This window comes from Brevundimonas sp. (assembly GCF_046295775.1).
Lineage (GTDB): Bacteria > Pseudomonadota > Alphaproteobacteria > Caulobacterales > Caulobacteraceae > Brevundimonas.
Window position 1 is genome coordinate 25,715 of record NZ_JBKBML010000006.1, and the last position, 24,156, is coordinate 49,870.

At 66.4% G+C, this 24,156-nt stretch carries 27 protein-coding genes, 2 pseudogenes and 1 other annotated feature; of the genes and pseudogenes, 14 read left to right on the forward strand and 15 right to left on the reverse strand.

Annotated elements, in window-relative coordinates; translation table 11 throughout:
- Nucleotides 1–11: 11 nt before the first annotated feature.
- Genes ACK4I0_RS05565 through petA form a run of 3 tightly spaced genes read right to left on the reverse strand, consistent with a single transcriptional unit; the run spans nt 12 to nt 2,754 of the window.
- Nucleotides 12–884 carry a cytochrome c1 gene (locus ACK4I0_RS05565; protein WP_409608823.1) on the reverse strand — a complete coding sequence of 291 codons (873 nt, stop codon included), beginning with the start codon at nt 882–884 and terminating at the stop codon, nt 12–14.
- A 5-nt stretch (nt 885–889) separates the two neighbouring features.
- On the reverse strand, nt 890–2,197 hold the full coding sequence (locus ACK4I0_RS05570; RefSeq protein ID WP_409608825.1) for a cytochrome b: 1,308 nt from the start codon (nt 2,195–2,197) through the stop codon (nt 890–892).
- Between the two features lie 17 nt (nt 2,198–2,214).
- Nucleotides 2,215–2,754, reverse strand: coding sequence for a ubiquinol-cytochrome c reductase iron-sulfur subunit (gene petA, locus ACK4I0_RS05575; protein ID WP_409608827.1), 540 nt, complete (start codon nt 2,752–2,754; stop codon nt 2,215–2,217).
- Between the two features lie 193 nt (nt 2,755–2,947).
- Between petA and ACK4I0_RS05580 the strand changes: the two genes are divergently transcribed.
- Entirely contained in the window at nt 2,948–3,403 is a 456-nt protein-coding gene (locus ACK4I0_RS05580; RefSeq protein WP_409608829.1) for a tRNA (cytidine(34)-2'-O)-methyltransferase, read from the forward strand.
- Here ACK4I0_RS05580 and ACK4I0_RS05585 read toward each other — a convergent pair.
- Entirely contained in the window at nt 3,398–4,147 is a 750-nt protein-coding gene (locus ACK4I0_RS05585; protein ID WP_409608831.1) for a competence/damage-inducible protein A, read from the reverse strand. The two genes, ACK4I0_RS05580 and ACK4I0_RS05585, sit on opposite strands and share 6 nt — an antisense overlap.
- A gap of 111 nt (nt 4,148–4,258) precedes the next feature.
- Here ACK4I0_RS05585 and map point away from each other — a divergent pair, with 111 nt between their 5' ends.
- Together map and ACK4I0_RS05595 are read left to right on the forward strand one after the other, a co-directional pair.
- Nucleotides 4,259–5,077 carry a type I methionyl aminopeptidase gene (gene map / locus ACK4I0_RS05590; protein ID WP_409608833.1) on the forward strand — a complete coding sequence of 273 codons (819 nt, stop codon included), beginning with the start codon at nt 4,259–4,261 and terminating at the stop codon, nt 5,075–5,077.
- A 53-nt stretch (nt 5,078–5,130) separates the two neighbouring features.
- Nucleotides 5,131–5,610: pseudogene (locus tag ACK4I0_RS05595) on the forward strand (hypothetical protein); the annotation flags it as partial.
- A gap of 11 nt (nt 5,611–5,621) precedes the next feature.
- On the opposite strand, the gene ACK4I0_RS05600 reads toward ACK4I0_RS05595, so the two are convergent.
- Nucleotides 5,622–6,632, reverse strand: coding sequence for a class 1 fructose-bisphosphatase (locus ACK4I0_RS05600; protein WP_409608835.1), 1,011 nt, complete (start codon nt 6,630–6,632; stop codon nt 5,622–5,624).
- Between the two features lie 126 nt (nt 6,633–6,758).
- Here ACK4I0_RS05600 and ACK4I0_RS05605 point away from each other — a divergent pair, with 126 nt between their 5' ends.
- The gene (locus ACK4I0_RS05605; RefSeq protein WP_409608837.1) at nt 6,759–7,091 is read left to right on the forward strand and encodes a YnfA family protein; all 333 of its coding nucleotides are present in this window, start codon (nt 6,759–6,761) and stop codon (nt 7,089–7,091) included.
- Nucleotides 7,092–7,134: 43 nt separating this feature from the next.
- Here the strand turns inward: ACK4I0_RS05605 and ACK4I0_RS05610 are convergent, their stop codons facing one another.
- A complete protein-coding gene (locus ACK4I0_RS05610) occupies nt 7,135–7,851 on the reverse strand; it encodes a sulfite exporter TauE/SafE family protein (protein WP_409608839.1) in 717 nt (238 codons plus the stop codon).
- Nucleotides 7,852–8,151: 300 nt separating this feature from the next.
- Nucleotides 8,152–8,216 (forward strand) — a sequence feature (sul1 is cis-regulatory element that is thought to sense ions involved in sulfur or methionine metabolism; They are found in Alphaproteobacteria).
- Between the two features lie 40 nt (nt 8,217–8,256).
- Between ACK4I0_RS05610 and ACK4I0_RS05615 the strand changes: the two genes are divergently transcribed.
- Nucleotides 8,257–9,735: a SulP family inorganic anion transporter gene (locus ACK4I0_RS05615; protein WP_409609016.1), complete on the forward strand. Its 1,479-nt coding sequence runs from the start codon at nt 8,257–8,259 to the stop codon at nt 9,733–9,735.
- A 47-nt stretch (nt 9,736–9,782) separates the two neighbouring features.
- On the opposite strand, the gene ACK4I0_RS05620 is transcribed toward ACK4I0_RS05615, so the two are convergent.
- The gene (locus ACK4I0_RS05620) at nt 9,783–9,995 is read right to left on the reverse strand and encodes a hypothetical protein (protein WP_409608841.1); all 213 of its coding nucleotides are present in this window, start codon (nt 9,993–9,995) and stop codon (nt 9,783–9,785) included.
- A 343-nt stretch (nt 9,996–10,338) separates the two neighbouring features.
- Between ACK4I0_RS05620 and ACK4I0_RS05625 the strand changes: the two are divergent.
- The 5 genes and pseudogenes from ACK4I0_RS05625 to ACK4I0_RS05645 all read left to right on the forward strand — a co-directional run.
- Nucleotides 10,339–10,641, forward strand: a pseudogene (locus ACK4I0_RS05625) (RadC family protein); the annotation flags it as partial.
- Between the two features lie 72 nt (nt 10,642–10,713).
- Nucleotides 10,714–10,956: a BolA family protein gene (locus ACK4I0_RS05630; RefSeq protein WP_409608843.1), complete on the forward strand. Its 243-nt coding sequence runs from the start codon at nt 10,714–10,716 to the stop codon at nt 10,954–10,956.
- 1 nt (nt 10,957) lies between these two features.
- Entirely contained in the window at nt 10,958–11,881 is a 924-nt protein-coding gene (locus ACK4I0_RS05635) for an aldo/keto reductase (protein ID WP_409608845.1), read from the forward strand.
- 69 nt (nt 11,882–11,950) lie between these two features.
- A complete protein-coding gene (grxD, locus tag ACK4I0_RS05640; RefSeq protein WP_409608847.1) occupies nt 11,951–12,301 on the forward strand; it encodes a Grx4 family monothiol glutaredoxin in 351 nt (116 codons plus the stop codon).
- A gap of 24 nt (nt 12,302–12,325) precedes the next feature.
- The gene (locus ACK4I0_RS05645) at nt 12,326–12,751 is read left to right on the forward strand and encodes an acyl-CoA thioesterase (RefSeq protein WP_409608849.1); all 426 of its coding nucleotides are present in this window, start codon (nt 12,326–12,328) and stop codon (nt 12,749–12,751) included.
- A gap of 7 nt (nt 12,752–12,758) precedes the next feature.
- Here ACK4I0_RS05645 and ACK4I0_RS05650 read toward each other — a convergent pair whose 3' ends face one another.
- Together ACK4I0_RS05650 and ACK4I0_RS05655 are read right to left on the reverse strand one after the other, a co-directional pair.
- The gene (locus ACK4I0_RS05650) at nt 12,759–13,166 is read right to left on the reverse strand and encodes a hypothetical protein (RefSeq protein WP_409608851.1); all 408 of its coding nucleotides are present in this window, start codon (nt 13,164–13,166) and stop codon (nt 12,759–12,761) included.
- The gene (locus tag ACK4I0_RS05655; protein ID WP_256359956.1) at nt 13,163–13,285 is read right to left on the reverse strand and encodes a hypothetical protein; all 123 of its coding nucleotides are present in this window, start codon (nt 13,283–13,285) and stop codon (nt 13,163–13,165) included. The genes ACK4I0_RS05650 and ACK4I0_RS05655 overlap by 4 nt, the downstream gene beginning before the upstream one ends.
- Nucleotides 13,286–13,449: 164 nt before the next feature.
- Here ACK4I0_RS05655 and ACK4I0_RS05660 point away from each other — a divergent pair, with 164 nt between their 5' ends.
- Nucleotides 13,450–14,562, forward strand: coding sequence for an NADH:flavin oxidoreductase/NADH oxidase (locus tag ACK4I0_RS05660; protein ID WP_409608854.1), 1,113 nt, complete (start codon nt 13,450–13,452; stop codon nt 14,560–14,562).
- 10 nt (nt 14,563–14,572) lie between these two features.
- On the opposite strand, the gene ACK4I0_RS05665 is transcribed toward ACK4I0_RS05660, so the two are convergent.
- Both ACK4I0_RS05665 and rpsD read right to left on the reverse strand, forming a co-directional pair.
- A complete protein-coding gene (locus ACK4I0_RS05665; RefSeq protein WP_409608856.1) occupies nt 14,573–14,962 on the reverse strand; it encodes a hypothetical protein in 390 nt (129 codons plus the stop codon).
- 143 nt (nt 14,963–15,105) lie between these two features.
- On the reverse strand, nt 15,106–15,723 hold the full coding sequence (rpsD, locus tag ACK4I0_RS05670) for a 30S ribosomal protein S4 (protein ID WP_135065618.1): 618 nt from the start codon (nt 15,721–15,723) through the stop codon (nt 15,106–15,108).
- Nucleotides 15,724–15,927: 204 nt separating this feature from the next.
- On the opposite strand from rpsD, the gene ACK4I0_RS05675 reads away from it, so the two are divergent.
- The 3 genes from ACK4I0_RS05675 to ACK4I0_RS05685 are packed head-to-tail and all read left to right on the forward strand — an operon-like array spanning nt 15,928 to nt 19,818.
- Nucleotides 15,928–16,320: a DUF2946 family protein gene (locus ACK4I0_RS05675; RefSeq protein WP_135065621.1), complete on the forward strand. Its 393-nt coding sequence runs from the start codon at nt 15,928–15,930 to the stop codon at nt 16,318–16,320.
- A gap of 59 nt (nt 16,321–16,379) precedes the next feature.
- Nucleotides 16,380–18,440 carry a TonB-dependent receptor family protein gene (locus ACK4I0_RS05680; protein ID WP_409608858.1) on the forward strand — a complete coding sequence of 687 codons (2,061 nt, stop codon included), beginning with the start codon at nt 16,380–16,382 and terminating at the stop codon, nt 18,438–18,440.
- Between the two features lie 43 nt (nt 18,441–18,483).
- On the forward strand, nt 18,484–19,818 hold the full coding sequence (locus ACK4I0_RS05685; RefSeq protein WP_409608860.1) for a PepSY-associated TM helix domain-containing protein: 1,335 nt from the start codon (nt 18,484–18,486) through the stop codon (nt 19,816–19,818).
- A 4-nt stretch (nt 19,819–19,822) separates the two neighbouring features.
- Here ACK4I0_RS05685 and ACK4I0_RS05690 read toward each other — a convergent pair whose 3' ends face one another.
- The 4 genes from ACK4I0_RS05690 to fghA all read right to left on the reverse strand — a co-directional run bounded on the left by ACK4I0_RS05690 (nt 19,823) and on the right by fghA (nt 24,120).
- The gene (locus ACK4I0_RS05690) at nt 19,823–22,180 is read right to left on the reverse strand and encodes an EAL domain-containing protein (RefSeq protein WP_409608862.1); all 2,358 of its coding nucleotides are present in this window, start codon (nt 22,178–22,180) and stop codon (nt 19,823–19,825) included.
- A 151-nt stretch (nt 22,181–22,331) separates the two neighbouring features.
- Entirely contained in the window at nt 22,332–22,949 is a 618-nt protein-coding gene (locus ACK4I0_RS05695; RefSeq protein ID WP_409608864.1) for a superoxide dismutase, read from the reverse strand.
- A gap of 101 nt (nt 22,950–23,050) precedes the next feature.
- On the reverse strand, nt 23,051–23,281 hold the full coding sequence (locus ACK4I0_RS05700; protein ID WP_409608866.1) for a hypothetical protein: 231 nt from the start codon (nt 23,279–23,281) through the stop codon (nt 23,051–23,053).
- Nucleotides 23,278–24,120 carry an S-formylglutathione hydrolase gene (gene fghA, locus ACK4I0_RS05705; protein ID WP_409608868.1) on the reverse strand — a complete coding sequence of 281 codons (843 nt, stop codon included), beginning with the start codon at nt 24,118–24,120 and terminating at the stop codon, nt 23,278–23,280. Before fghA ends, ACK4I0_RS05700 begins: the two co-directional genes overlap by 4 nt.
- Between the last annotated feature and the right edge of the window lie 36 nt (nt 24,121–24,156).

The window sequence follows — 24,156 nt, forward strand, 5'->3', positions numbered from 1 at the left end:
GTCGGGGTTGGCTAGTGCGCCACGCCCTTCCAGATGCGGCGGTAGCTGGCGTAGGTCAGGCCCGCGAACAGGAACAGGAAGATCAGCACGCCAATCCCGGCCTGCTTGCGCTCGACCATGCGGGGCTCCGACGACCAGGCGATGAAGGCGGCGACGTCCTTGGACATCTGATCCACGGTGGCTTCGGTCCCGTCGTCGTAGGTGACCTGACCGGCCGCAAGCGGATTGGGCATGGCGATGAAACCGCCGTAGGGGACGGGGCCCTCGCCTTCCCAGAAGGGCGTCATGTCGCCAGCCATATAGGGATTGTAGTGCTGGCCAGGGGCCATCTGCAGGCCCGCGGGCGGGTCAACATAGCCCGACAGCAGCGAGTAGATGTAGTTGGCGCCGTCATGGCGCGCCTTGGCCATGACCGAGAGGTCCGGCGGATGCGCCCCGCCGTTCGCGGCGGCCGCGGCCGTGGCGTTCGGATAGGGGTTGGGGAAGCGGTCAGCGGTCGTGCCGTCGCGCATCATGGCTTCGCCGGTCTCGCTGTCGATGTCAGCGATCTGGGCCTCGGCCGCCAGGGCCTTCACGACCGGGTTGTCGTTCGGGTTCGGGTAGCTGGAGTTCCAGAACGGCCCGTGCTTGTCGCCCAGGTTGCGGAAATACAGCATGTCCATGCCGTGGCAGGACGCGCAGACCTCGCGATAGACCTTGTAGCCGCGCTGCAGCTGGCCCTGATCGAAGGTGCCGAAGGGACCTTCGAAGCTGAAGCCGGCGTGACGCGGGTGCTTGGCGGCGCCGGCGGCCATGGCCGGGGCCGAGACCGCCAGCACGCCGGCGGCGGCCACGAGGGAGACGATGATCTTGCGCATGGTCGAAGCGGTTTTGGTGACAGTCATCGCGCTCAGACCTTCTCGGCGGCGACAGGGTCGGAGCCCGGCAGGACCGGCTCGGATATGGTCGCGGGTATCGGCAACGGTTTCTCCCTCAGTCCGACCACCGGCATGATGATCAGGAAGAAGGCGAAGTAGTAGATCGTCAGGAAGCGCGTGGCCCACAGATAGGTGTTCAGGTCGCCGTCGATCAGGGTGAAGGTCGTGAAGTTGCCGATCACCGGGGCGTCCGGCAGCTGGGCTCCGCACCAGCCGAGGCCGAAGCAGACGAACAGGAAGATGATGAAGAAGGTCTTCATCGTCGGCCGGTAGCGCATCGAACGCACCTTGGACGTATCCAGCCAGGGCAGGATGAACAGCACGCCGATCGCCGCGAACATGGCGACCACCCCGCCGAACTTGTCCGGCACCGCGCGCAGCACCGCATAGAAGGGCAGCATGTACCACTCGGGCACGATGTGCGCCGGCGTCTGCAGCGGGTTGGCCGGGATGTAGTTGTCGGCGTGGCCCAGGGCGTTCGGCATGAAGAAGACGAAGATCGCGAACAGGATCAGGAACAGGATGATCGCGAAGCCGTCCTTGACCGTGAAGTACGGGTGGAACGGGACCATGTCCTTCTTGGCGCGATCCTTGGGGATCAGGATGCCGACGGGGTTGTTCTGACCGGCGTGGTGCAGGGCCCACAGGTGCAGCACCACGCAGCCGGCGATGACGAACGGCAGCAGATAGTGCAGCGAGAAGAAGCGGTTCAGCGTGGCGTTGTCGATGGCCGGGCCGCCGCGCAGCCAGATCAGGATCGGCTCGCCGACGAAGGGCACCGCCCCGATCAGGTTGGTGATCACCTCGGCGCCCCAGAAGGACATCTGACCCCAGGGCAGAACGTAGCCAAGGAAGGCGGTGGCGATCATCAGGAAGAAGATCAGGCAGCCGACGATCCAGATCATCTCGCGCGGCGCCTTGTAGGAGCCGTAGTACAGCCCCCGCAGCATGTGCAGATAGACCGCGATGAAGAACATCGAGGCCCCGTTGGCGTGGACGTAGCGGATCAGCCAGCCGCCGTTGACGTCACGCATGATGCGCTCGACCGAGGCGAAGGCCATGTCGACGTGCGGCACATAGTGCATGGCCAGAACGATGCCGGTGACGATCTGCGTCACCAGGCACAAGGCCAGTATGCCGCCGAAGGTCCACCAGTAGTTCAGGTTCTTGGGAGTCGGCAGCGACATGTAGTCGGCGCCGAAGCGGACGATCGGAAGACGGCTGTCCAGCCACTTCTCGACGCCGGTCTTGGGAACGTAGGTGCTCTCGTGATCGCTCATGTGTCTCGCGTCCGTCCTCAGCCGATCCGCACGCGGGTGTCGGAGACGTAGTCGTAAGTCGGAACCACCAGGTTCAGCGGCGCGGGGCCTTTACGGATCCGGCCCGAGGCGTCGTAGTGCGAGCCGTGGCAGGGGCAGAACCAGCCGCCGAACTCGCCGGCGTTGAAGGTGGGCACGCAGCCTAGGTGGGTGCAGGAGCCGATCACGACCAGATAAGGCTCGTGGCCGGGCTTGGTGCGGGCTTCATCGGTTTCCGGCGGGCTGCCCACGGCGCCTTCGGCGGCGACACGCTGAACCTCGGCCGGGGTGCGATAGCGCACGAACACCGGCTTGCCCTGCCACTTCAGAACGACCTGCTGGCCTTCCTGGACCTTGGTCAGGTCGAATTCGATCGACGCCAGGGCCAGGGTGTCGGCCGCCGGGTTCATCTGATTGATCAGCGGCCAGACGGCCATGGCGCCGGCGCCGACGGCGGCGGCTCCCGCGGCGATATGAATGAAGTCCCGGCGCGTGGCTTCGGGCCCTTCGCCTTCAGGATGAACGACCGATTCGGCCACGTCTCACCTCATCAACGCCGTGGAGGCGTCGAAAGGGACGCCTGCCGGAACGGCACGAAACATCTGCGGACCTTGCTGGAGCACCGTCCCGGCCCGCGCCGCGCCCATCAATGCAAGCGGCTGACGCCACTTGCGAAACGGTCGCAATTTAGGCCGCGACAAGCCCCCGGGCCGCGCGTATGAGGGCCTTAGAATGCGTCTCGCCCTTTTTCAACCGGCCATTCCCCAGAACGTCGGCGCCTGCATCCGTCTGAGCGCCTGTTTCGGGGTCGAATTGAACATCATCGAACCCACCGGCTTCGCCTTCGACGACCGGGCGATGAAGCGTGCGGCGCTGGATTACGGCCCCTTGAGCCATATGCGCCGCCATGCGGACTGGGACGCCTTCCAGCGCGATCGCGGCGCGGGGCGGCTGGTGCTGTTCACGACGCGCGGCGCCGTGTCGCTGCCCGACTTCGTGTTTCAACCCGACGACGTGCTGCTGTTCGGCCGCGAGGATGCGGGCGCGCCCGACCATGTCCACGAGGCCGCCGATGCGCGGGTGGTGATTCCCCTGAGGCCCGAGGCGCGGTCGCTGAACCTGTCGGTCAGCGCCGGCATCGCCCTGTTCGAAGCCCTGCGTCAGACCAGCCGCCTGCCAGGCTCATAGCCGGCTGACGCTGATCCCCTGAACCGTCAGGGCTGCGGTCAGTTCGCCCACAGCCTCTTCCACCGCCGGCGCGTCGCGTCCGCGCACCACCAGCTGGGTCCCGATCTCGCCGACCGAGCCGTGGCCGAACGGGTAGCTGCCGAAGCTGAGGTCGCGCCGCGCGCGCGCCGCCTGGCCCAGGACGTCCGCCACCGCCCCCTCGCCCACGCCCGCCACACGCAGCGTCACGGCGTGCACTACCGCGCCGGTGCGCAGACGCGGAGCTACGTCCTCGAGCATGGCCTGCATGATCTTGGGCACGCCCGCCATGACGAAGACATTGCCGATCTGGAAGCCCGGCGCGTCGGTCACCGGATTGGCGATCAGCGTCCCGCCCTGCGGAATGCGCGTCATGCGACGCCGCGCGACGTTGAAGTCGTCGCCATAGCGCCGCTCCAGGATGGCCACTGCCTCGGGATGTTCCGGCAGGGCGACGCCAAAAGCCTTGGCAACGCAGTCGGCGGTGATGTCGTCATGCGTCGGCCCGATGCCGCCGGTGGTGAAGACATAGTCGTGGGCGGCCCGTAGGGTGTTCAGCGCCTCGACGATCTGACCTTCGCGGTCGCCGACGACGCGGGCCTCAAGCACGTCGATCCCCAGGGCGCCGAGGAAGCGGGCTAGGGTGCTCAGATTGGTGTCCTGGGTGCGGCCGGACAGGATTTCATCGCCGATGATCAAGACGGCGGCGGTGGGCGGTGCAGACATGCCGAACCGATAGCCTAGTCCTGCGGCCGCGTCGCCGGGGTTGAGCTTCCGTGCTAGACTGACCATCTGACGGGGCTTCGCCGCCCGCCAAAAGCCGCCCCGAGAGCCGATATGTACGAGAGCCAGGATCTGGACACCGAGACCTTCACCCGTTCGCACGCCATCCGCGTCCATGACGCCGAGGGCTTCGAGGGCATGCGCCGCGCCGGCCGCCTGGTGGCCGAGGCGCTGGACATGATCGCCGCCCACGTTCAGCCGGGCGTGACCACGGGCCAGATCGACGACCTGGTGCGCGAGTTCACCCTGGACAACGGCGGCCTGCCCGCCTGCCTGGGCTACAAGGGCTATGAGAAGACCGTCTGCACCTCGATCAACCACGTCGTCTGCCACGGCATTCCCGGCGACCGCGTCCTGAAGGACGGCGACATCGTCAACATCGACCACACTGTCATCGTGGACGGCTGGCATGGCGATTCCAGCCGGATGTATGCGGTCGGAAACATCAATGCGCGGGCCAGGAAGCTGGTCGACGTGACCTATGAATCCCTGCGCCTGGGTCTTGAGCAGGTGAAGCCCGGAAACACCTTCGGCGACATCGGCTACGCCATCCAGAAATACGTCGAAGCCCAGCGCATGAGCGTGGTGCGCGACTTCTGCGGTCACGGGATCGGCCGGCTGTTCCACGACAGCCCCAACGTCCTGCACTACGGCCGTCGCGGTGAGGGCGCGGTGCTGAAGCCGGGCATGTTCTTCACCGTCGAGCCGATGGTGAACCTCGGCAAGCCGGCGGTGAAGGTGCTGTCCGACGGTTGGACGGCGGTCACTCGCGACAAATCCCTGTCGGCCCAGTGCGAGCACACCATCGGCGTCACCGAAGACGGCATCGAAATCTTCACCGCCTCGCCGGCGGGACTATTCCGCCCGAACTGATCCGCGCCCCTTGATCTCTGTTCGGTCCGCAACGCAATGTTGCATCGGATCGGATGCTCGCCTGCGCGAGGACCGCGCGGGAGAGGGATTTGACGGACATTGCGCCCAGGACGCCGCCCCGCCATTCCGGCCACCGGGACCGGCTGCGTGAGCGGGCGGCCAAGGGCGGGCTGGACGCCCTGCCCGACTATGAGCTGCTGGAGCTGCTGCTGTTCCGTAGCGTGCCGTACAAGGACACCAAGCCGCTGGCCAAGGATCTGCTGGCGCGCTTCGGCGGGTTGGAGGGGATAGGCGCGGCCAGCCACGAAGCGGTCGAGGATCAGGTCGCGCGCTCGATGGGCTATCAGCCCGGCAAGGCGACGCGCGCCGTTGCGCTGGATCTGCAGCTGATCTTCGACGTCACGCGGCGCATCGCGCGCGAGCCGGCGGCCAAGCGGCCGGTGATCTCCTCGTGGAGCGCGCTGGTGGCCTATGTGCGCGTCGCCCTGCAGCACGAACCGCGCGAGCAGTTCCGGTTGCTGTATCTGGACCGGTAGAGTGTGTTCTACAGAACGATTGAAGGCTCTGGATGCGACTGGACGGCCTCTTTGCCCTCCCCAGTCAGCCGCTGCACTTCATCGGCCGAACCAAGGATCACGGCGACACGCTCATGAAGACTGCTCGGCACGACATCCAAAACAGAGCGATCCCCCGTCGTGGATAGGCCACCCGCGCGTTCAATCAGAAGAGCCATCGGGGCACCTTCATAAAGCAGCCGCAACTTGCCGGGCCTAAGCGGTTCTCGGCGGTCCCAAGGATAGAGGAAGACTCCCCCCCGCATCAGGATGCGATGAACGTCGGCCACCATCGAACCCACCCAACGCATATTGAAATCTTTGCCCCGAGGCCCCTCACGCCCCATCAAGCACTCGCCAATGTAATCCTGCGTGGTCGTTGACCAATGTCGTTGATTCGACATGTTTATTGCAAATTCCCTTGTCTCAAAAGGAACCGAAATATCGCTCTGAGTCTGAGTCCAGACGCCGTGGGCATCGAGCGTGAAAGCTACAACCGCGTCGGTTATCGTCAGGACGAGTTCGGTTTGAGGGCCATAGATGGCGTAGCCTGCTGCCAGTTGGTGTCGGCCCGACCGGAGGAAGTGGGCAAGGTTAGGAACCTCCAAGATTGGCGCATCCATTATCGAGAAGATGGTGCCGACCGACACGTTCACGTCGATATTGCTTGAGCCATCGAGGGGGTCGAAGAACACCAGCACCCCGCCCGTTCGGCCAGTGGTTTGGATAGACTCCCTCTCCTCAGAAGCAAAGCCAGCAACCGAGGGAGATGAAGTGAGAGCCTTTGCGATAACCTTGTCCGAAATCACATCAAGCTTCTGCTGGGCTTCGTCTTGAATATTCACGCCACCAGCCAGACCACGATGGCCGTTCAGCATCCCCAGCCGGATGAGCGCGCTGATCTCCGCACAGGCAGCGGCGATATCGCGGATCGCGTCGCCTACGTCAGAGCGTTGGCAGGTATGATCGAGGTAGGATTGCAGAGAAACGGGAGGTGCCATACCCGCAGGCTATACGGCCCGCTTCAAAAAGTCTGGAGCCGCGACCCATTTTGGGTAGCGAGACGACCAGAGATGGGGATGAAAACGTCTCGCTGATCGCCCGCCGCCATTTTAGAGAAGGTGCCTATGACCATCCTTCTCTACATTCTGGCCGCGTTCGCAGAGATCGCGGGATGCTTTGCCTTTTGGGCATGGCTCCGTCTCGACAAGTCCATTTGGTTGCTCGCGCCGGGGGTGGCTCTCCTCGTTCTGTTCGCCTACCTGCTCACCCGAGTTGAGGCCGACATGGCGGGTCGAGCCTATGCCGCCTACGGCGGGGTCTACATCGTCGCGTCGCTGGCATGGCTCTGGATGATTGAGGGCGCCCGTCCTGACCGCTGGGACGTGCTTGGAGCCGCCCTCTGTCTTGTGGGGGCCGGGGTGATCCTGTTCGGCCCCAGAGGCTTGGTGGCGCACTGAAGAGGGGCGCAGCCGCGCCACCGGTCATCGTCGTTGATCGGGATCAGGGCCAGATAATCATCTGAACGGCGACAGCGATCAGCAGGAAGCTCACGACCCGTTCGAACAACACTTTGGGCATCTTCTCGACGACGCGCTTGGCCGCCCAAGTGCCCGCGAACATCGCCGCGCCCATGCCCAAGGCCAAGGGCCAGAACGCGCGCCCCAAGCTCAACTGCTGCTGGTAGATCGCGATCTTGGTCAGGTGAATGCCGACCGCCGTGACGGCCTCGGTCGCGATGTAGGCGACGGGAGGAAGACCGAGGGACAGGAAGATCGCCGCGCCCAAAGGCCCTGCGCTCCCGACGACACCCGACAAGAAGCCGACCCCGGCGCCGCCTATGATCAGCACCGGAGGACTGGCGCGGAACTTCAGCACACCCGTCAGACGAAGGCCGACGAACAGTAGGATCGCAATGCCCACAAAGCGCACGATCAAAGCCGTAGGCAGTTCGGCGAAGACTAACGCACCCAACCCGGCCGCCGGGATCGCCGCGCCGAGGAACAGAGCCGCTGGCCGCCATTCGATGACCCGCCAGCCCAGCCCAACGCGCGACAGGTTGCCGATGATCTGGGCGACGGTCAGCATCGGCACGGCCTGTTCGATCCCGACTGTGCGGGTCAGAAGCGGCAGCAGCAGAAGCGCGCCGCCGAACCCTGCGGCACCGGAAATGGCAGCAGCGAAAAAAGCCCCTACAAGGAGGAACGCGACCATCAGCATTGGGTCTGATCGGCTTCAAACGATGTCGAAGCGACTTCACACATCCCACCCCTTTAGGAGAAGGTCGGGTTGCCGGATACAAAGTGGCACAATTTCCGCGAGGGCAGCTTGCTATAGCTGTCGCCCACGGGAGCGGCAGTGATGGCTCCCGGCTACCACCTATAGCACCCACAAAATCCGGCGGCACTATATGGACCGTTAGTGTGCGATTTACGGAACTTGTTTTTGCTCTCTGAACGAGTGATCCTCCATCTCGCACTTGCGTAATCGTTGTGATGCGGGCAAGTAGCCCGACATCACCTCGGACACGCTTCCTGTTCGCAGTAGGGCGGTGGCTATCCTGACCGCCAATCCGTCAGGAAATCGAGCCGCGATGCGGCTCATCCAGATGAAAACTCAATGTCCATTATTGCTTCCGCGCGCCAGCAATGGCTCGCTAATCCTCGTCGCGAACTGCTCGCCGGGACCGTCGTCGCGCTGGCTCTGATCCCAGAAGCCATCGCCTTCTCCATCATCGCTGGCGTTGATCCGGCGGTCGGTCTCTACGCCAGCTTCATCATCGCAGTGACAATCTCGTTCGTGGGTGGACGCCCTGCCATGATCTCGGCAGCTACCGGCGCGATGGCCCTTCTTATGGTCACGCTGGTTCGTGACCATGGCGTAGAATACCTCTTCGCCGCGTCGCTTCTAACTGGCGTCTTTCAGATCATCGTCGGGCTTCTCAAACTCGGACGCTACATCAAGTTCGTCTCACGTTCGGTCATGACCGGGTTCGTGAACTCACTGGCAATCCTGATCTTCCTCGCCCAGCTTCCCGAACTCATCGGCGCGAACTGGCAGACGTTCGCGCTGGTAGCGGCCGCGCTCGCCATCATCTACGGCCTTCCGAGGATCACGAAAGCCGTGCCATCGCCTCTCGTCGCCATTGTGCTCTTGAGCGGGTTCGTCATTTGGAGCGGCCTCGATGTTCGCACTGTCGGCGACATGGGTCAGATGCCCTCTGCTCTGCCAACCTTCCACATCCCAGCCGTGCCGCTGACGTGGGATACGTTCATGATCATCGCGCCGATCTCGGCGACGTTGGCATTCGTCGGTCTATTGGAAAGCCTCCTGACGGCAAATCTGATTGACGACATCACTGACACGCCTTCCGACAAGGATCGTGAGACGCGGGGCCAAGGCATCGCAAACATCGCTTCTTCGCTGTTCGGCGGCATGGCTGGCTGCGCCATGATTGGCCAATCCATCATCAACGTCACTTCCGGCGCGCGCGGCAGATTATCTTCGCTGTGGGCTGGCCTGTTCCTTCTGTTCCTGATTCTCGTCCTTCAGGATTGGGTCGCCCAAATCCCAATGGCCGCGCTCGTCGCCGTCATGATCATGGTCGCTATCGGCACCTTCGACTGGGGTTCAATCAAAAGTCTCTGCTCAACGCCGATCCAATCGTCGGTCGTCATGATCGCGACAACGGCGACCGTCGTGGCGACGCACGACCTCTCCAAGGGCGTGGTGTTGGGCGTCCTACTGTCTGCGATCTTCTTCATGCGGAAGGTGGGAAAGACCATAGTGGTTGAGAACATCCCAACCGACGCCGAGGGCGTGCTTCGCTACCGCGTTCTCGGTCAACTGTTCTTCGCATCCGCTGATGTGTTCACCGCAGCATTCGAACACCACGGCCATCCTGTGGAAGTCGAGATCGACATGACCGGAGCGCACCTTTGGGATTTGACCGGTGTGGCGGCCGTGGACAAAGTTGTGTTCCGATACCGGCGTCAGGGTGCCGTCGTGAATCTCATTGGGATGAACGAGGCGAGCCAGACTTTGATCGACAAGGTTGGCAAGCACGACAAGGGACATCTACCTGACGGTGTTGGCGCACACTGATGGACGCTATCAGTCCAGCATCTGCGAAGCGGTTTCAGATAGTCGTTTCAGGTCTTGCCGCGCTGCTGCGGGAGGATCGCCGAATCGTTCGGGTTGCTCTGGCGGATCGGAAGCGACCCACGGCGGTCCGAGGTCTTAGTCTGGAGACCGGGAGGCTGCTGGATTGCGCTGGGGGTTTCGATGTCATCATTCTTGATAGCGATGCCGCCCGGCGGCTCCCCGCCGAAAGCCTCGGTATCCTTGTCCCCCTTCTCGACCATGACGGGTTGATCGCGATCCGAATGCGAACCTCGCTTTTCCCGTTCATCCGACGACTCAAGCTTCGGCGGTCAGATGACATAGGCGCAAACCCGTTTCTGCGCGGCTTGCCTCGATCAGAGGCTATCCTTCAACAAGCTCGTTTTCATTCGGCGATGCTTCAGGTGAAGGTAGATAGAATAAGGACCGAAGGGTGGTTGATCGGAAGTCGCGCGCCGCTCCGAGATGATCGCTTTAGGGATCACATCGGGCGGGTAGCAACTGACTATCTAAAGGTTGTCGGCCCAATCGTAGGAGCCGTCCACCTTCCCGGTTGGTAGCTTAGCACAGTGCTTGTTAACCGTGTTCGGGGTGATCGACTTGGACCGCAAGAACCAGCTGATCCTGGACGAGGTGCAGAACCGCGGCACGGTCGATCATGCGCCGGTCTATCCGCGCGAAGTGGTGCGCCGGGCGCTGGAGCTGTCGGCCAGCTCGCTGATCCTGGTGCACAATCACCCGTCGGGCGATCCCACGCCCAGCCGCGCCGACGTGGACATGACCAAACAGGTGGTGGAGGCCGCGCGGCCCCTGAACGTCACCATCCATGACCATCTGGTCGTCGGGCGCGACGGGGTGGCCAGCTTCAAGCAGCTGGGCCTGATGTGACGGTGTAGCCGGGCGTTAAGGTTTACGGCCCATGCTGGGGCGAAACTTCGCCGCACCTCGACGAGCCGCCCCATGCCCATGTCCGCCGAGACGCTTCGCGCCCACCTGGTCGAGGCCTTTCCCGACGCCGAGATCGAGATCACCGACCTGGCCGGGGACGGCGACCACTATCGCGCCCGCATCGTGTCCGAGGCCTTCGCCGGCCTGCCCCGCGTGCGCCAGCATCAGAAGGTCTATGCCGCGCTGAAGGGTCAGATGGGCGGAGAGTTGCACGCCTTGGCGCTGGAGACCCTGGCCCCTGCGGGAGGAAACTGACATGCGCTATCGCCCACTAGGCGCCTCTGGCAACGCCGTCTCCAACCTGACCCTCAGCCTAGGCGCCCACACCCTGGCGCGCGGTCCCGGCGCGGCCCGAGAGTTGATCTATTGCGCGCTGGAGGCTGGCATCAACAGCTACCGCCTCGAAAGCGCAGACCCGGTGCTGGCGGAGGTGGTCGGCCAGGCGCTGTCGAACCTGGACCGCAAACTGGTCGGAGTCAGCCTGACCCTGGGGCGTGGCGACGGGCGGCGCGGGCCCCAGCGCGACTTTTCCGCCGAGGGCATGACCGCCGCCATCGACCGGGCCCTGCATGTTTCCGGCCTGGGCTGGATCGACATGGCCCTGCTGGAGGAGCCGGGCGAGGATGAGTTGCCGCAGTCATCCCTGAACGCGCTCAAGGCCCTGCGTGCGACCGGACGCGTCCAGTTGCTGGGCGTGTCAGGCGAGGGCGAAGTCATGGACGCCTATGTCTCGACCGGCGCCTTCGACATCCTGGCGACGCCCTACCACGCCAACTCGGACTGGCGGATTCGCTCGCGCATCCGCGCGGCGCGCGAGCGCGACATGGCCATCTTCGCCTACGATTATTTCCCCGAAAGCCTGTCCAGCGAGAAGAAGGCGCTGGAGGCCGCCGGCGGCAAGAAGAAGCGCGGCCTGTTCGGCTTTGGCGGCGGAACCAAGAACGATCCGCTGGCCGGCGCCGGCACCTTCGCCTTCCTGCACCGGACGCCGGGCTGGACGGCCGAAGAGATCTGCCTGGCCTACGCCATGACCGAGCCCTCCATCGCCAGCATCATCATCGCCGCCGACAACGCCGAGCGGCTGAACGCCCTGGCCGCCGTGCCCGAGCGCGACATGCCCCCCGGCCTGGCCGCCCAGGTCGAAATGGCCCGCGTCGGAAAGGCCGAGAAGGCGGCTTAAGGTCGCTTGCGCCTTGACCCGGCCATAGGAGCTTCCTAGCTGACGGCCTTCTGCAAAGAGGCCCGCCCCATGACCGATCAAGCCGCCGCCGATCCCGTCCACGCCTTCATCGGCCAGACGGTCGCCGAGCACGACGTCGTCCTGTTCATGAAGGGCACGCCCGATTCGCCGCGTTGCGGCTTCTCCTCCCTGGCTGTCCAGATCCTGGATCACGTCGGCGCGCCCTTCGTCGGCGTGGACGTGCTGCAGGACGAGGCGCTGCGCGAAGGCGTGAAGAGCTTCACCGACTGGCCGACCATTCCCCAGCTTTATGTGAAGGGTGAGTTCGTCGGGGGCTCCGACATCGTGCGCGAGATGTTCCAGGCCGGCGAGCTTCAGGCCCTGATGGCCGAGAAGGGCGTGGCCCTTGGTGAAGCCTAAGCAGGGCGAGGTCTGAGCCGCGCCATGGCACGCACTCAGCTGACCCCGCCGGACGACCGCGAGGTCTTCGTCGTCCCGCTGGACGTGCGGCCCGAGCACATCGACGACAACGGCCATGTCAACAATGTGGTCTATGTCGGCTGGCTGCAGCAGGTCGGCACGCAGCACTGGAACGCGCGCTTCGACGAAGCGACGCGCACGAAGTGGTCCTGGGTCGCCCTGCGCCACGAGATCGATTACCTGCGCGGCATTGCGCCCGACGCAACCGGCGTTGTCGCCCGCACCTGGGTCGGCACGCCCCAGGGCCCGCGTTTCAATCGCTATGTGCGCATCGAGGACGGCGAAGGCCGTCTGTGCGCGCAGGGCGTTTCGGAGTGGTGCCTGGTCGACGCCGCCACCCTTCGCCCCGCGCGCATCCCGCCCGACATGGTCGTGGCGTTCAGCCGATAGACGGCGTTCAGGACGCGGCGGGCAGCCGGATCGGATTGCGGATGCGCACCGCCTGGCCGGCGTCCAGACCCAGTTCTTGATAGGTCCAGCTGATCACCGCGCCGTCCGCGACCAGGGCCTTGCACAGGTCCGGCGAGCGGCGCTTCAGCGTCAGTTCGGCGGGATCGCCGTCCTGGATCGCCACTTCGAAGGTCGAGGTTTCAGTGCAGCCGTTGGAATCGACCCGCACCGACAGCCCACGGCCGTCAAAGGCGACCGAACGGATGGCTTCCAGCGGCTCGGCCGCGACCGTGGCGGCGTCCCCGCCCGAGCGGACCGTGATCTTCTCGCCTGCCTCGTTGGAATAGATCACGCAGCCGGCCAGCAGGGGCGCGAGCGCGCCCGCCAGGACCAGCCCCTTGAGCGCCGCCTTCACCGGGGCGCTTCCGTCGACGACGAATGGATCACCCGCGTGGTGGGCTTTTCGCTGGAGATGATGATGCAGCCGCTGAGCAGCGGCGCGGCGATGGCGAGGGCGATGACGAAACGAACCATTGGATGTGTCCCCTTTGTGGCTTGGCCATAAGCTGCCTTCCCGACCGGCAGGGTTCACGTGAATAATCGGAAAGGCGGATGACAAATCGGCAAGGATCGCCCTTGCGCCGATCTGCAACAGACATAGCTACGCTCGATCCGAATGCATCGATTGGTGATCGCCGATGAGCCTGCTGTTCTCGCCCCACACGATGGGCCCCCTGACCCTGAAGAACCGGATCATGGCGGCGCCCATGTGCCAGTACTCCGCCGTCGACGGCGTGCCCCAGCCCTGGCACGCCCAGCACTGGGGCCGGCTGGCCCTGTCAGGCGTGGGCCTGGTGGTTATCGAGGCGACGGGCGTCGAGGCCGCCGGGCGCATCAGCCCCGCCGACACCGGCCTGTGGAACGACGAGCAGGAAGCGGTCTACGCCCGGCTGATCCGCGATCTGCGGACCTACAGCGACACGCCGATCGGCGTGCAACTGGCCCACGCCGGCCGCAAGGCCTCGACCACGCCGCCGTGGATCGATCGCGGCCGGGCGCTGACCGCCGAAGAGGGAGCCTGGGAGACCTTCGCCCCGTCGGCCGTGGCCTTCAAGGACGACTGGCACACGCCCACAGCCCTGGACGAGGCCGGCATGGAGCGCGTCGTCCAGGCCTTCGTGCAAGCCGCCAAGCGCGCGGAGCGGGCCGGCTTCGACGTGGTGGAGCTGCACGCGGCCCACGGCTATCTGCTCAGCGAATTCCTGTCGCCGGTCTCGAACCAGCGGGAAGACGAATACGGCGGCTCGGCCGAGAACCGCATGCGCTTCCCGCTGCGGGTGGCCCAGGCGCTGCGCGACGCCTGGCCGCGCGACCGGGCGCTGGGCGCGCGGTTCAACGGCTCGGACTGGGTCGAGGAGGGCGTGTCGGCCGATGAGGTCCATACCTTCGCCCGCGCCCTGCACGCCATGGGCTATGACTATCTGCACCTGTCCAGCGGCGGCAATGTCGCCACGGCCCAGATTCCGGGCCGCGAGCCGGGCTATCAGCTGCCCTTCGCCGAGGGGGTGAAGCAGGCCGTGCCCGAGGCGACCGTGGTGGCCGTCGGCATGATCGCTGATCCGCATCAGGCCGAGGCGGTGCTGCAGGCGGGTCAGGCCGACATGGTCGCCGTCGCCCGCGCCCTGCTGGATGATCCGAACTGGGGTCACCACGCGGCCGTCGTCCTGGGGGCGGACGAAGACCTGCCGCGTCAGTACCAGATGGCGTCGCAGAAGATCTGGCCGGGCTACGTCTTGGCGCGCAAGGGCTGACGCCGGCGCGTCAGCCTTGCGGCGGCAGCTGGTAGGGGTTCTGCACCGTCACCGACGAGCCTGGGCGCAGGCCCAGCTCGTCGAACGACCATTGCAGCTGGACGCCGTCGCGCAGAGGGCGCGTGCAGCGGTCTTCCTCAAGCCGGCGGAGCGTGATGACGACCTCGCCGCCTCGACGCTGGACCATCGGCGTAACATCCTGCTTGGAGGTGCAGCCGTTCGAGCTGACCCAGAAGACGGCCTGGTCGCGCGTGATGGCGGCGGCGTGGATGGGCTCGACCTGTCCGGGCATGACGGCGGGCGCCGACGCCTCGACGGGCTCCGATTTAAGCGACAGATGGCTGCAGGCGCCCAGGGCCGCAAAAACGGCGACGACGCCCAGCGTATGAATGCGACCCATGGCCCGGTTCCTTCCGGCGAGGCGTTCACTATGCCTCATTTCGGGCGCCGCCGCACCCCTTGAGCGCCTCAACTGGCGTTACGGCATAACAAAAAGGCTCCGGGTTTCCCCGGAGCCTCGTTGTCTGATTTCAAGCCGTCGGCTTAGGACGAGTAGTATTCCACGACCAGGTTCGGCTCCATCTTGACCGGGAACGGCACGTCGGCCAGTTCCGGGACGCGTACGTAGCGAACCGAGAAGCCGCGGTCACCCAGCTCGAGGTAATCCGGCACGTCGCGTTCCGACGACTGCTGGGCTTCCAGGACCAGGGCCATGTTGCGGCTCTTTTCCTTGACCTCGATGACCTGGCCCGGCTTCACGCGGTACGAACCGATGTCGACCTTCTTGCCGTCTACGGTCACGTGGCCGTGGCTGACGAACTGGCGAGCGGCCCAGACGGTCGGGACGAACTTGGCGCGATAGACGATCGCGTCCAGGCGCGATTCCAGCAGGCCGATCAGGTTCTCGGAGCTGTTGCCCTTGCGGCGGGCGGCTTCGGCGTAGGTGGCCGAGAACTGCTTCTCGGTGATGTTGCCGTAGTAGCCCTTCAGCTTCTGCTTGGCCTTCAGCTGCAGGCCGAAGTCCGAGACCTTCTGCTTGCGGCGCTGGCCGTGCTGGCCGGGGCCGTAGGAGCGCTTGTTGACCGGGGACTTGGAGCGACCCCACAGGTTTTCACCCATGGCGCGGTCGATCTTGTATTTGGCGCTGTGGCGCTTGGACATTCTATTCTCTTTTCACTGATGCGGCCCGGTCCCTCCCCGAATGGAGAGACGATCTCAACGGCGGTCCACGCATCGTCCGTGTAAATCTGCGCTTCCGGCCGAGGCTGGAGGCGTGAAGGGCGCGCTTATGACGGCGGCCGGCGACTGAGTCAATGTCGCAGCCCCCTTGCCCGATAGCCATTCAATGGCCTAAGCGCCGCCGTGATGACCCGCAGCCGTTGCGAGACATGGTCGACCGCAAAGTCGCTGGCCTTCCTGGCCGCCGTCTTCGCCATGACGCTCGCCGTCCTGCTGCCCACGGCCGCCGCTGCGGCGCGCGGCCCGGGCGAGGCGGTCATCCTGTGTTCGGGCGATCAGCTCCAGGTCGTCTACGTCGGCGGTCACGCCGAGAAGAAGTCCGACCACGACCAGCCCGTCCAGTGCGCCCAGTGCATTCTGCACGCCCAGGCCGCCCTGCCGGCCGGCCCTGGGCCGGCCCCTGCCCCGCGCATCCGCACCCCGTCGGCCCAGCCCGCGCCCCTGTGGGCCGAGCGCCGCCTGCCGCCGTCGACCGCCCCGCCGCGCCCGCCCTCCACCGCCCCGCCCCTGACCGTCTGACGCGTGCCCGCGCGGCCTATCCGGCTGCGCTTCATTCCGTTTCAGACTTCAGGACACCCATGTCTTTCAGAACCTGCACAGCGCCGATGGCGCTGCTGGCCGCCGCCTGCGCGGCCGCCCCCGCCTTCGCCCAGAGCGCCGATCAGACCGTCACCACGGTCGACAGCATCATCGTCACCGGAACCCGCAACCCCGATGAACCGGCCGTGGTGGCCGAGGCCCGCGCCCGCCTGTCGCGCACGCCCGGCGCCGTCGCCGTCGTCTCGGCGGAGAGCTATGAGGACCGCTACGCTTCGGCCCTGTCCGACACCCTGCGCGCCGTGCCCGGCGTCTTCGCCCAGCGGCGGTGGGGCGAAGAGGTCCGCCTGTCGATCCGCGGCTCGGGCATCGGCCAGTCGCTGCATCTGCGCGGCGTGCTGCTGGCCCAGGACGGCGTGCCGATCAACGGGCCTGACGGGTTCGGCGACTTCCAGGAGCTGGACCCGCTGATCGCGCGCTACACCGAGGTCTACAAGGGCGGCAACGCCCTGCGCTTCGGCGGCGCGGCGCTGGGCGGCGCCATCAACATCCTGACGCCCACGGGCCGCAACGCCCCGTTCGACAACCTGCTGCGGCTTGAGGCCGGCTCCTTCGCCACGCGACGGGCTCATCTCGCCATAGCGCGCGAACAGGGGGACTGGGACGTCTACGCCGCCGCCACCTGGGCCGGCAGCGACGGCTTTCTCGATCACCAGGACGCCGACAGCAAGCGCCTGACGCTCAGCCTCGGCCGTCAGTTCGGCCAGGATCGGGAAGTCCGCCTGATCGTCCAGGCCAACGACCTGGACCTCGACATTTCCGGCACGCAGTCGCTCGACAAGGCGTTGAACCGGCCCCGTGATCCGGACCCTGAGGTGCGCCGGCTCGACTACGGCCGTGACGTCGATTCGGTTCGTGTGACCGCCCAGACCCGCTGGCGGCTGAGCGACGGCGTGGTGTTCGAAGGCGGCGCCTATATCGCGGACAAGCGGCTCTATCACCCGGTGCCCGTGGTGCTTCAGAACGACTACCGCTTCTGGGGCGGCTTCGGGCGGCTGGACTGGAACGGGCAGGTCGCCGGCCTGCGCGCCGACGCCTTCGCGGGCGCCTATTTCCGCACGGGCGACAATGACAGCTCGGTGTTCCTGAACATCGGAGGGGGCAATCCCGGCTTCCACATCGGCGACACCCTGCAGACTGCAACGGGCGTCGACGTGTTCGCCGAGGGCCGCCTGTTCGTCACCGACAATCTGGCCGTCATCGGCGGCGGCTCATGGGGCCGGGCCGAGCGTGATGTGGAGAACCGGCTTGCGCCCGCCAATAGCGCAAACCGCGACTACGACTGGTTCGCGCCCCGCGTCGGCCTGCTGTGGGAAGAGGCGGATGGCTCGCAAATCTACGCCAATGTGACCCGTTCGGTGGAGCCACCCACTTTCCTGGAGCTGGTTCAGAGCCCCGTGCCTCAGTTCGTCGATCTGGACGCGCAAAAGGCCTGGACCGCCGAGATCGGCGCGCGGGGCCAGCGGGGTCCGTTCCGCTACGACATCGCGGCCTATCGCGCCCACATCAAAGGGGAGTTGCTGAACTACGTCGTCATCCCGGACGTGCCCCCGCTCAGCTTCAACGCCCATGACACCGTGCATCAGGGGATCGAGGCCGGTCTGGACTGGCGGCTGATGGAGGGCGTCGCCGGCCGCCTGACGCTGCGTCAGACCTGGACATGGTCGGACTTCTTCTTCGACGGCGATGCGGTCTATGGCGACAACCGCCTGCCCATCATCCCCGAGCACGCCTATCGCGCGGAGCTGAAGTTCGAGCACCCAGCCGGCTGGTTCATCGCTCCGTCGATCGAGTGGGCGCCCCAGGACATCTTCGTCGATTACGCCAATACGCTGAAGTATCCCGGCTATACGGCCGTGTCGCTGAATGCGGGGATCGACCTGAATGACGGGCTGTCGCTGTTCGCGGACCTGCGCAACCTGACGGACGAGCGCTATGTCTCCAACGCCAATGCGGTGGGCGACGCCCGCAGGGACTCGACCAATGTCTTCACCCCCGGCGAAGGCCGCGCGGCCTACGTCGGCCTGCGTCTGAAATACTGATGGAAAGGAGCCGGGGCGGCCTTGGCCGTCCCGGCGTCGTCACATGAGCCAGACTCCTTCCAAGCCCGCCCGAAACGGTCTGTCGGACGCCTATCGCGCCGTGTGGCGGTGGCATTTCTACGCCGGCCTGTTCGTCATGCCGGTGCTGATGCTGATGGCCCTGACCGGGGCTATGTATCTGTTCAAGCCCGAGATCGAGGACGCGGTCTATCGCGACATGGCGGTGGTCCAGCCGGGCGCGCGCACCGTGTCGCCCGACCGCTGGGTGGCCTCGGCCGAGCGGAACGGCGGCACAGCCTCGTCCGTGCTGGTCTCGGACCGACCCGACCGGGCGGTGCGGGTGACGGTGCGTCAGGACGGCGAAAGCCGCATCGCCTTCGTCGATCCCTACAGCGCCGCGCTGAACGGCACGGTCCAGGGCGACGGCGTGATGGGCGTGGTCAAGGGCCTGCACAGCCTGACGCTGCTGGGCAAACCCTTCAACATCCTGGTCGAGATCGTGGCCGGCTGGGCGATCATCCTGGTCGCGACGGGAATATTCCTGTGGTGGCCGCGATGGCGCGATGCGGCGGTGGCCGTGCCCCGCGCGGGCGATCCGGCCCGCCGACCCTTCTGGCGCGACCTGCACGCCGTGACGGGCCTGTACGCGGGGGGCGTCATCGTCTTCCTGGCGCTGACGGGAATGCCCTGGTCGGCGGTCTGGGGCGACAAGTTCCTGAACGTCGTGCGCGAGAGCGGCCTGGGCCGCCCCGCCGCGCCGCCGGCCGCCAGCCCCTGGGCACACGGGGAGGGCCACGACGCCCCGGCCGGCGTCGGCTGGACCATGGAGAACGCGGTGATGCACGCCAATGGCGACCACTCCGGCCACGTCATGCCCAGCCTGTCGCGCGTGATCCGCACGGCGCGGGCCGAGGACATGCCCCTGCCCTACACAGTCTCGATCCCGTCGGACCCGACCCTGGCCTACACCGTGGCCCACGCCGCCGTGCGGGCCGAGGACGCGCGCAGCCTGTATGTCGACGGCGTCACCGGCGCGGTGAAGGCCGACATCCGGTGGAGCCAGTTCGGCGTCGGCGCCAAGGCCTTTGAATGGGGCATCGCCGTGCACCAGGGCACGCAGTACGGCTGGGCCAACCGGATTGTCATGCTGTCGGGCTGCATCGCCGTCTGGCTGCTGGGCATCAGCGGCCTGATCATGTGGTGGAAGCGTCGCCCCTCGCGCGGCGGCCTCGGCGCGCCGACGGCTCCGCCCGGACCTAGGGCGCGGGCGGCGGTGCTGGGCATCGTGCTGCCGCTGGCGGTGCTGTTCCCCCTGACGGGCCTCAGCCTGATTGCGGCGCTGGCTCTGGACTGGACGATCCGGCGCGTGCGTCGCTGACGGCTCAGGCGGCGGCGCGCCCCGGCAGGACCTCTTCGATCAGGGTCCGCCCCCGGTGCGCGTCGGCCGTCGGCCGGCCCAGCAGATAGCCCTGGGCCTCGTCGCAGCCCTGGCCGCGCAGGAAGTCGAGCTGGCTTTCGGTCTCGACCCCCTCGGCCAGGACCGGGATCTCCAGGCTTTCGCCCAGGGCCAGGACGGCGCGGATGATGGCCCGCGCCTGCTCGTCGCCTTCCAGCTCGGGCATGAAGGACCGGTCCAGCTTGATCTTGTCGAACGGGAAGGCGCGCAGGGTGGACAGCGAGGAATAGCCGGTGCCGAAGTCGTCCATGGCGATCGTCACGCCCAGCGCCTTGAGCTGGCGCAGCACATGGGTGGTGCGCACCATGTCGGCGATCATGGCCGTCTCGGTGATCTCAAGCTCCAGACGGCTGGGCGACAGCCCGGTCTCGACCAGGATCTGATGCACCAGGCGCGGCAGGTCGACGTGCGACAGCTGCACCGGCGACAGGTTCACCGCGATCTTGTGCGGCTCGGTCCAGGTGGCGGCCTCGGCGCAGGCGTGGCGCAGCACCCATTCGCCGATCGGCAGGATCAGGCCGGTGTCTTCGGCCAGAGGAATGAACTCGGCGGGCGAAACCTGAACCCCGTCCTCGCGCCGCCAGCGCAGCAGCACTTCGAAGCCGGTAAGCCGGCCCGTGCGCAGCGAAGCCTGCATCTGATAGTGCAGCTCGAACTGATCCTCATCCAGCGCCTCGCGCAGCTCCTGGGCCATGCGGCGGCGGCGGCGCACTGCATCGTCCATCGCCTCTTCATAGAAGCAGACGTCCTGGGCCAGCGAGGCCTTGGCGCGGTACATGGCCAGGTCGGCGTTGTTGATCAGGGCCGAGGCCGCGCGGGCGTCCTCGGGCCACATGGCGATGCCGATGGCGGCGCCGCAGGCGATTTCGGCGTGGCCCAGGTCCAGCGGCGTCATGATGGCGGCGCGCAGGCGCTCAGCCGCCTCCATGGCCTCTAGGCGGCCCGATACGGGGGTCAGGCCGATGAACTCGTCGCCGCCCAGCCGCGCTACGAAGTCGCCCGCGTCGCGCGTGTCGAACATCCGGCGCGCGACATGGACCAGCAGGTCGTCGCCTACGGCGTGGCCATGCACGTCGTTGACCTCCTTGAACCGGGTCAGGTCGATGGAAAACAGAGCAAAGCCCTGCGCCTCGTCCGCCTGTTCGATCTGGGCGTCCAGCGCCTCCAGGAAGGCGGCGCGGTTGGGCAGTCCGGTCAGGCTGTCGGTGGTCGCCAGGCGCGTGATGCGGCGCTCCTGCTCCTGACGCGCGCGCAGGTCGCGCACGGCGAAGATGCGGTAGTGGCCGTCGCCGTCCTCGCGCCGGGCGCGGCGCACCAGGATCTCGACCGGCACCGACGGGCCCTGGATCGGGCGAACCTGGCTCTCGACCAGCACGCCGCCGTCCAAGGCCTCGGCCTCGGCGATGAAGCTTGCGACGGGCTGGCCGCTCATTTCGTTGGGGTCCATGCCGCACAGCACGCCCATGGCGGCGTTGGCGACCAGCACCTTGCCGTCGCCCTCGACCAGCATGCCGTCGACGCTGCCCTCGATCAGCTGATGCAGGCGCACCCGCGACAGCTGCTGGGTCTGCTCTTCCAGCGCATGGCTGGCGACGGCGGTGCCCAGGATCAGGAAGCCCACAGCCGCCACGCCCATGGCCAGCAGCGCCTGGGCGGCGTCGGCGTTCAGCGCGCCGTCGGCCGCCGCCAGCGGCAGAACCGTCAGGGCGCCCATGCCCGTGAAGTGCAGGGCCACAATGGTGATCACCAAACCGATGGCCGCCAGCAGCGGCGCGCGCCTATCATCCTCGCCCGCGCCCAGATGGAAGGCGGCCGCCCCGCCCAGCACCGCCGCGACCAGCGACGCGGCCACATAGACCGGATGCCAGATCAGCAGCGCCTCGGCGGTGAAGGCTGACATGCCGACATAGTGCATGCCCGCAACGGTCAGGCCGAACATCACGCCGCCCACAGCCGGCGCCAGGCGATGACGCCGCGAGGCCGTCCACATCGCCAGCGCGCTGCCGACCACCGCCACCAGCAGCGACAGGCCGGTCATCATCGGCTCATAGGTGGCGGCCACGCCGGGGCGATAGGCCATCATGGCCACGAAATGGGTGCACCAGATGGTCGCCCCGCCCGACACCGCCGCCATGAACAGCCAGGCCAGATGCGCGTCACGCCGGCTGATCAGCACTTTTCGATAAAGCCGCGCCGTGACCACGCTGCCCGCCGTGCCGACCAGCGCCGCCAGCAGCGTCAGGAACAGGTCATGCTGCTGGGTCAGGCAATCGAGAATACGCATGTAAGGATACACATCCGGCGAACTGGACGACGGCCTTAACCGTCCGCCTATGTCCGGGTGGTCAACGGACAGGCTTAACCGGCCTTAACGCGCAACAAAAAAGGGGCCGGGCGCTGGGCCCGACCCCCTGTTTGTTCGGTTGACCGTGCGATCAGCCCTGGCGGGCCTTGTCGAACAGCGCGTTGACCTTGTTCCAGTTCACGACCGACCAGAAGGCCTTCAGATAGTCGGCGCGGCGGTTCTGGTACTTCAGATAATAGGCGTGCTCCCACACGTCGGCGCCCATGACGACCGCGCCCTTTTCGTCGGCCACGTCCATCAGGGGGTTGTCCTGGTTGGGGGTCGAGGTGACCTTCAGCTTGCCGTCCTGCCAGATTAGCCAGGCCCAGCCCGAGCCGAACTGGCCGGCGCCAGCGGCGTTGAAGTCTTCCTTGAACTTGTCCATCCCGCCCAGGTCCTTGTCGATCTGGGCCGCCAGCTCAGCCGAGGGCTCGCCGGCTTCGGCGGAGGGCGCCAGCAGCTCCCAGAACAGGGCGTGGTTCCAGTGCCCGCCGCCGTTGTTGCGCACGGCCTTGGGCAGTTTCGACATGCCGGCAAACAACTCTTCCAGCGACTTGCCCTGCAGGCTCTCGTCGGCGTCGACGGCCTTGTTCAGGTTGTCGACATAGGTCTGGTGGTGCTTGTCGTGGTGGAAGGTCATCGTCTCCTTGTCGATGGCCGGTTCCAGCGCGTCATAGGCGTAGGGAAGGGGGGGCAGGGTGAAGGCCATGTCTGTCTCCTTGGACGTCTGCTCAAGCTTGGCCTTCATCTAGGGAAGGCCGTCGGTCGATCCAAGCCTTTGGGGCCGCGATTGTTCCCCGAAGCCCGACGTCATGCGCCCGGCTGAAGGTGCGCCTTGATGCAGTCCCTGACGGCCTTCTTCAAATCGCCCGGCGCATTGGGCTCGTCTACGCCCTCGGCCGCCAGCACGGCGCGCATGGCGGCGTCCAGACCCTTGGGCAGGGCTTCCAGCACGCGCTTCTGACCCTTCTCATGCAGACAGAAGCCCACCTCGCTGCACAGGGAGGCGAACAGAGCGTCCGGATCGGCGACGGTGCTCATGCGGGGGGGCCTTTCAGGCGTTCGGCGTGGAAGGCCAGGTGATCGGCCACGAAACTGGCCATGAAGAAGTAGGAGTGATCATAGCCCGGCTGCATCCGCAGCGTCAGCGTCTGACCCGACGCCTTGGCCGCCTCGACCAGCAGCTCGGGCTTAAGCTGTTCGGTCAGGAAGGGATCGGCGTCGCCCTGATCCACCAGGATGTCGTCATAGACGCCGCGCGCTGCGCCCGCCTCGATCAGCAGCGCCGCATCATGGCGCGCCCAGACCGCGCGGTCGTCGCCCAGATAGGCGCCCAGCGCCTTCTCGCCCCAAGGGCACCGGGTCGGCGAGGCGATGGGGGCGAAGGCCGAGACCGACTGGAACAGCTCGGGATGGTTCAGCGCCAGGGTCAGGGCTCCGTGGCCGCCCATCGAGTGGCCGAAGATGGAGCGGGTCTTCGTCGTCGGAAACTCAGCGTCGATCAGATCGATCAGCTCGCCGGCGACATAGCTCTCCATGTGGAAGTGCGGCGACCAGGGCGCCTGGGTCGCATCGACATAGAAGCCAGCCCCCTGCCCCAGGTCATAGGCCGGATCATCGGCCACGCCCTCGCCGCGCGGCGAGGTGTCGGGCGCCACGACGATCAGGCCCAGCGCCGCCGCCGCGCCATAGGCCCCGGCCTTGGTGGTGAAATTGTCCTCGGTGCAGGTCAGTCCCGACAGCCAGATCACCACCGGGAACGGCCCCTCCCCCGTCGGCGTGAACACCGACAGGGTCATGGGCGTGCCGGTCACCGCACTGTCGTGCTTCAGATAGCGCAGGGTTCCGCCGTGGACGGCGTGCTGTTTGACAGTTTCCATGCGCCCTTCCCTAGCGGTCGGGCGCAGGGCGGGTCC

Bases quoted from the DNA above. Each gene is read 5' to 3' on its own strand.
- ACK4I0_RS05660 (WP_409608854.1), top strand. From the start codon at position 13,450: ATGAGCCTGCTGTTCTCGCCCCACACGATGGGCCCCCTGACCCTGAAG.
- map (WP_409608833.1), top strand. From the start codon at position 4,259: ATGTACGAGAGCCAGGATCTGGACACCGAGACCTTCACCCGTTCGCAC.
- ACK4I0_RS05620 (WP_409608841.1), bottom strand. From the start codon at position 9,995: ATGGTCGAGAAGGGGGACAAGGATACCGAGGCTTTCGGCGGGGAGCCG.
- ACK4I0_RS05645 (WP_409608849.1), top strand. From the start codon at position 12,326: ATGGCACGCACTCAGCTGACCCCGCCGGACGACCGCGAGGTCTTCGTC.
- ACK4I0_RS05655 (WP_256359956.1), bottom strand. From the start codon at position 13,285: ATGGTTCGTTTCGTCATCGCCCTCGCCATCGCCGCGCCGCTGCTCAGC.
- ACK4I0_RS05565 (WP_409608823.1), bottom strand. From the start codon at position 884: ATGACTGTCACCAAAACCGCTTCGACCATGCGCAAGATCATCGTCTCC.
- ACK4I0_RS05630 (WP_409608843.1), top strand. From the start codon at position 10,714: ATGCCCATGTCCGCCGAGACGCTTCGCGCCCACCTGGTCGAGGCCTTT.
- ACK4I0_RS05675 (WP_135065621.1), top strand. From the start codon at position 15,928: ATGACCCGCAGCCGTTGCGAGACATGGTCGACCGCAAAGTCGCTGGCC.
- ACK4I0_RS05635 (WP_409608845.1), top strand. From the start codon at position 10,958: ATGCGCTATCGCCCACTAGGCGCCTCTGGCAACGCCGTCTCCAACCTG.
- rpsD (WP_135065618.1), bottom strand. From the start codon at position 15,723: ATGTCCAAGCGCCACAGCGCCAAATACAAGATCGACCGCGCCATGGGT.
- ACK4I0_RS05600 (WP_409608835.1), bottom strand. From the start codon at position 6,632: ATGGCACCTCCCGTTTCTCTGCAATCCTACCTCGATCATACCTGCCAA.
- fghA (WP_409608868.1), bottom strand. From the start codon at position 24,120: ATGGAAACTGTCAAACAGCACGCCGTCCACGGCGGAACCCTGCGCTAT.
- ACK4I0_RS05585 (WP_409608831.1), bottom strand. From the start codon at position 4,147: ATGTCTGCACCGCCCACCGCCGCCGTCTTGATCATCGGCGATGAAATC.
- ACK4I0_RS05680 (WP_409608858.1), top strand. From the start codon at position 16,380: ATGTCTTTCAGAACCTGCACAGCGCCGATGGCGCTGCTGGCCGCCGCC.
- ACK4I0_RS05605 (WP_409608837.1), top strand. From the start codon at position 6,759: ATGACCATCCTTCTCTACATTCTGGCCGCGTTCGCAGAGATCGCGGGA.
- ACK4I0_RS05610 (WP_409608839.1), bottom strand. From the start codon at position 7,851: ATGCTGATGGTCGCGTTCCTCCTTGTAGGGGCTTTTTTCGCTGCTGCC.
- ACK4I0_RS05700 (WP_409608866.1), bottom strand. From the start codon at position 23,281: ATGAGCACCGTCGCCGATCCGGACGCTCTGTTCGCCTCCCTGTGCAGC.
- ACK4I0_RS05665 (WP_409608856.1), bottom strand. From the start codon at position 14,962: ATGGGTCGCATTCATACGCTGGGCGTCGTCGCCGTTTTTGCGGCCCTG.
- ACK4I0_RS05690 (WP_409608862.1), bottom strand. From the start codon at position 22,180: ATGCGTATTCTCGATTGCCTGACCCAGCAGCATGACCTGTTCCTGACG.
- ACK4I0_RS05580 (WP_409608829.1), top strand. From the start codon at position 2,948: ATGCGTCTCGCCCTTTTTCAACCGGCCATTCCCCAGAACGTCGGCGCC.
- ACK4I0_RS05570 (WP_409608825.1), bottom strand. From the start codon at position 2,197: ATGAGCGATCACGAGAGCACCTACGTTCCCAAGACCGGCGTCGAGAAG.
- ACK4I0_RS05695 (WP_409608864.1), bottom strand. From the start codon at position 22,949: ATGGCCTTCACCCTGCCCCCCCTTCCCTACGCCTATGACGCGCTGGAA.
- ACK4I0_RS05685 (WP_409608860.1), top strand. From the start codon at position 18,484: ATGAGCCAGACTCCTTCCAAGCCCGCCCGAAACGGTCTGTCGGACGCC.
- grxD (WP_409608847.1), top strand. From the start codon at position 11,951: ATGACCGATCAAGCCGCCGCCGATCCCGTCCACGCCTTCATCGGCCAG.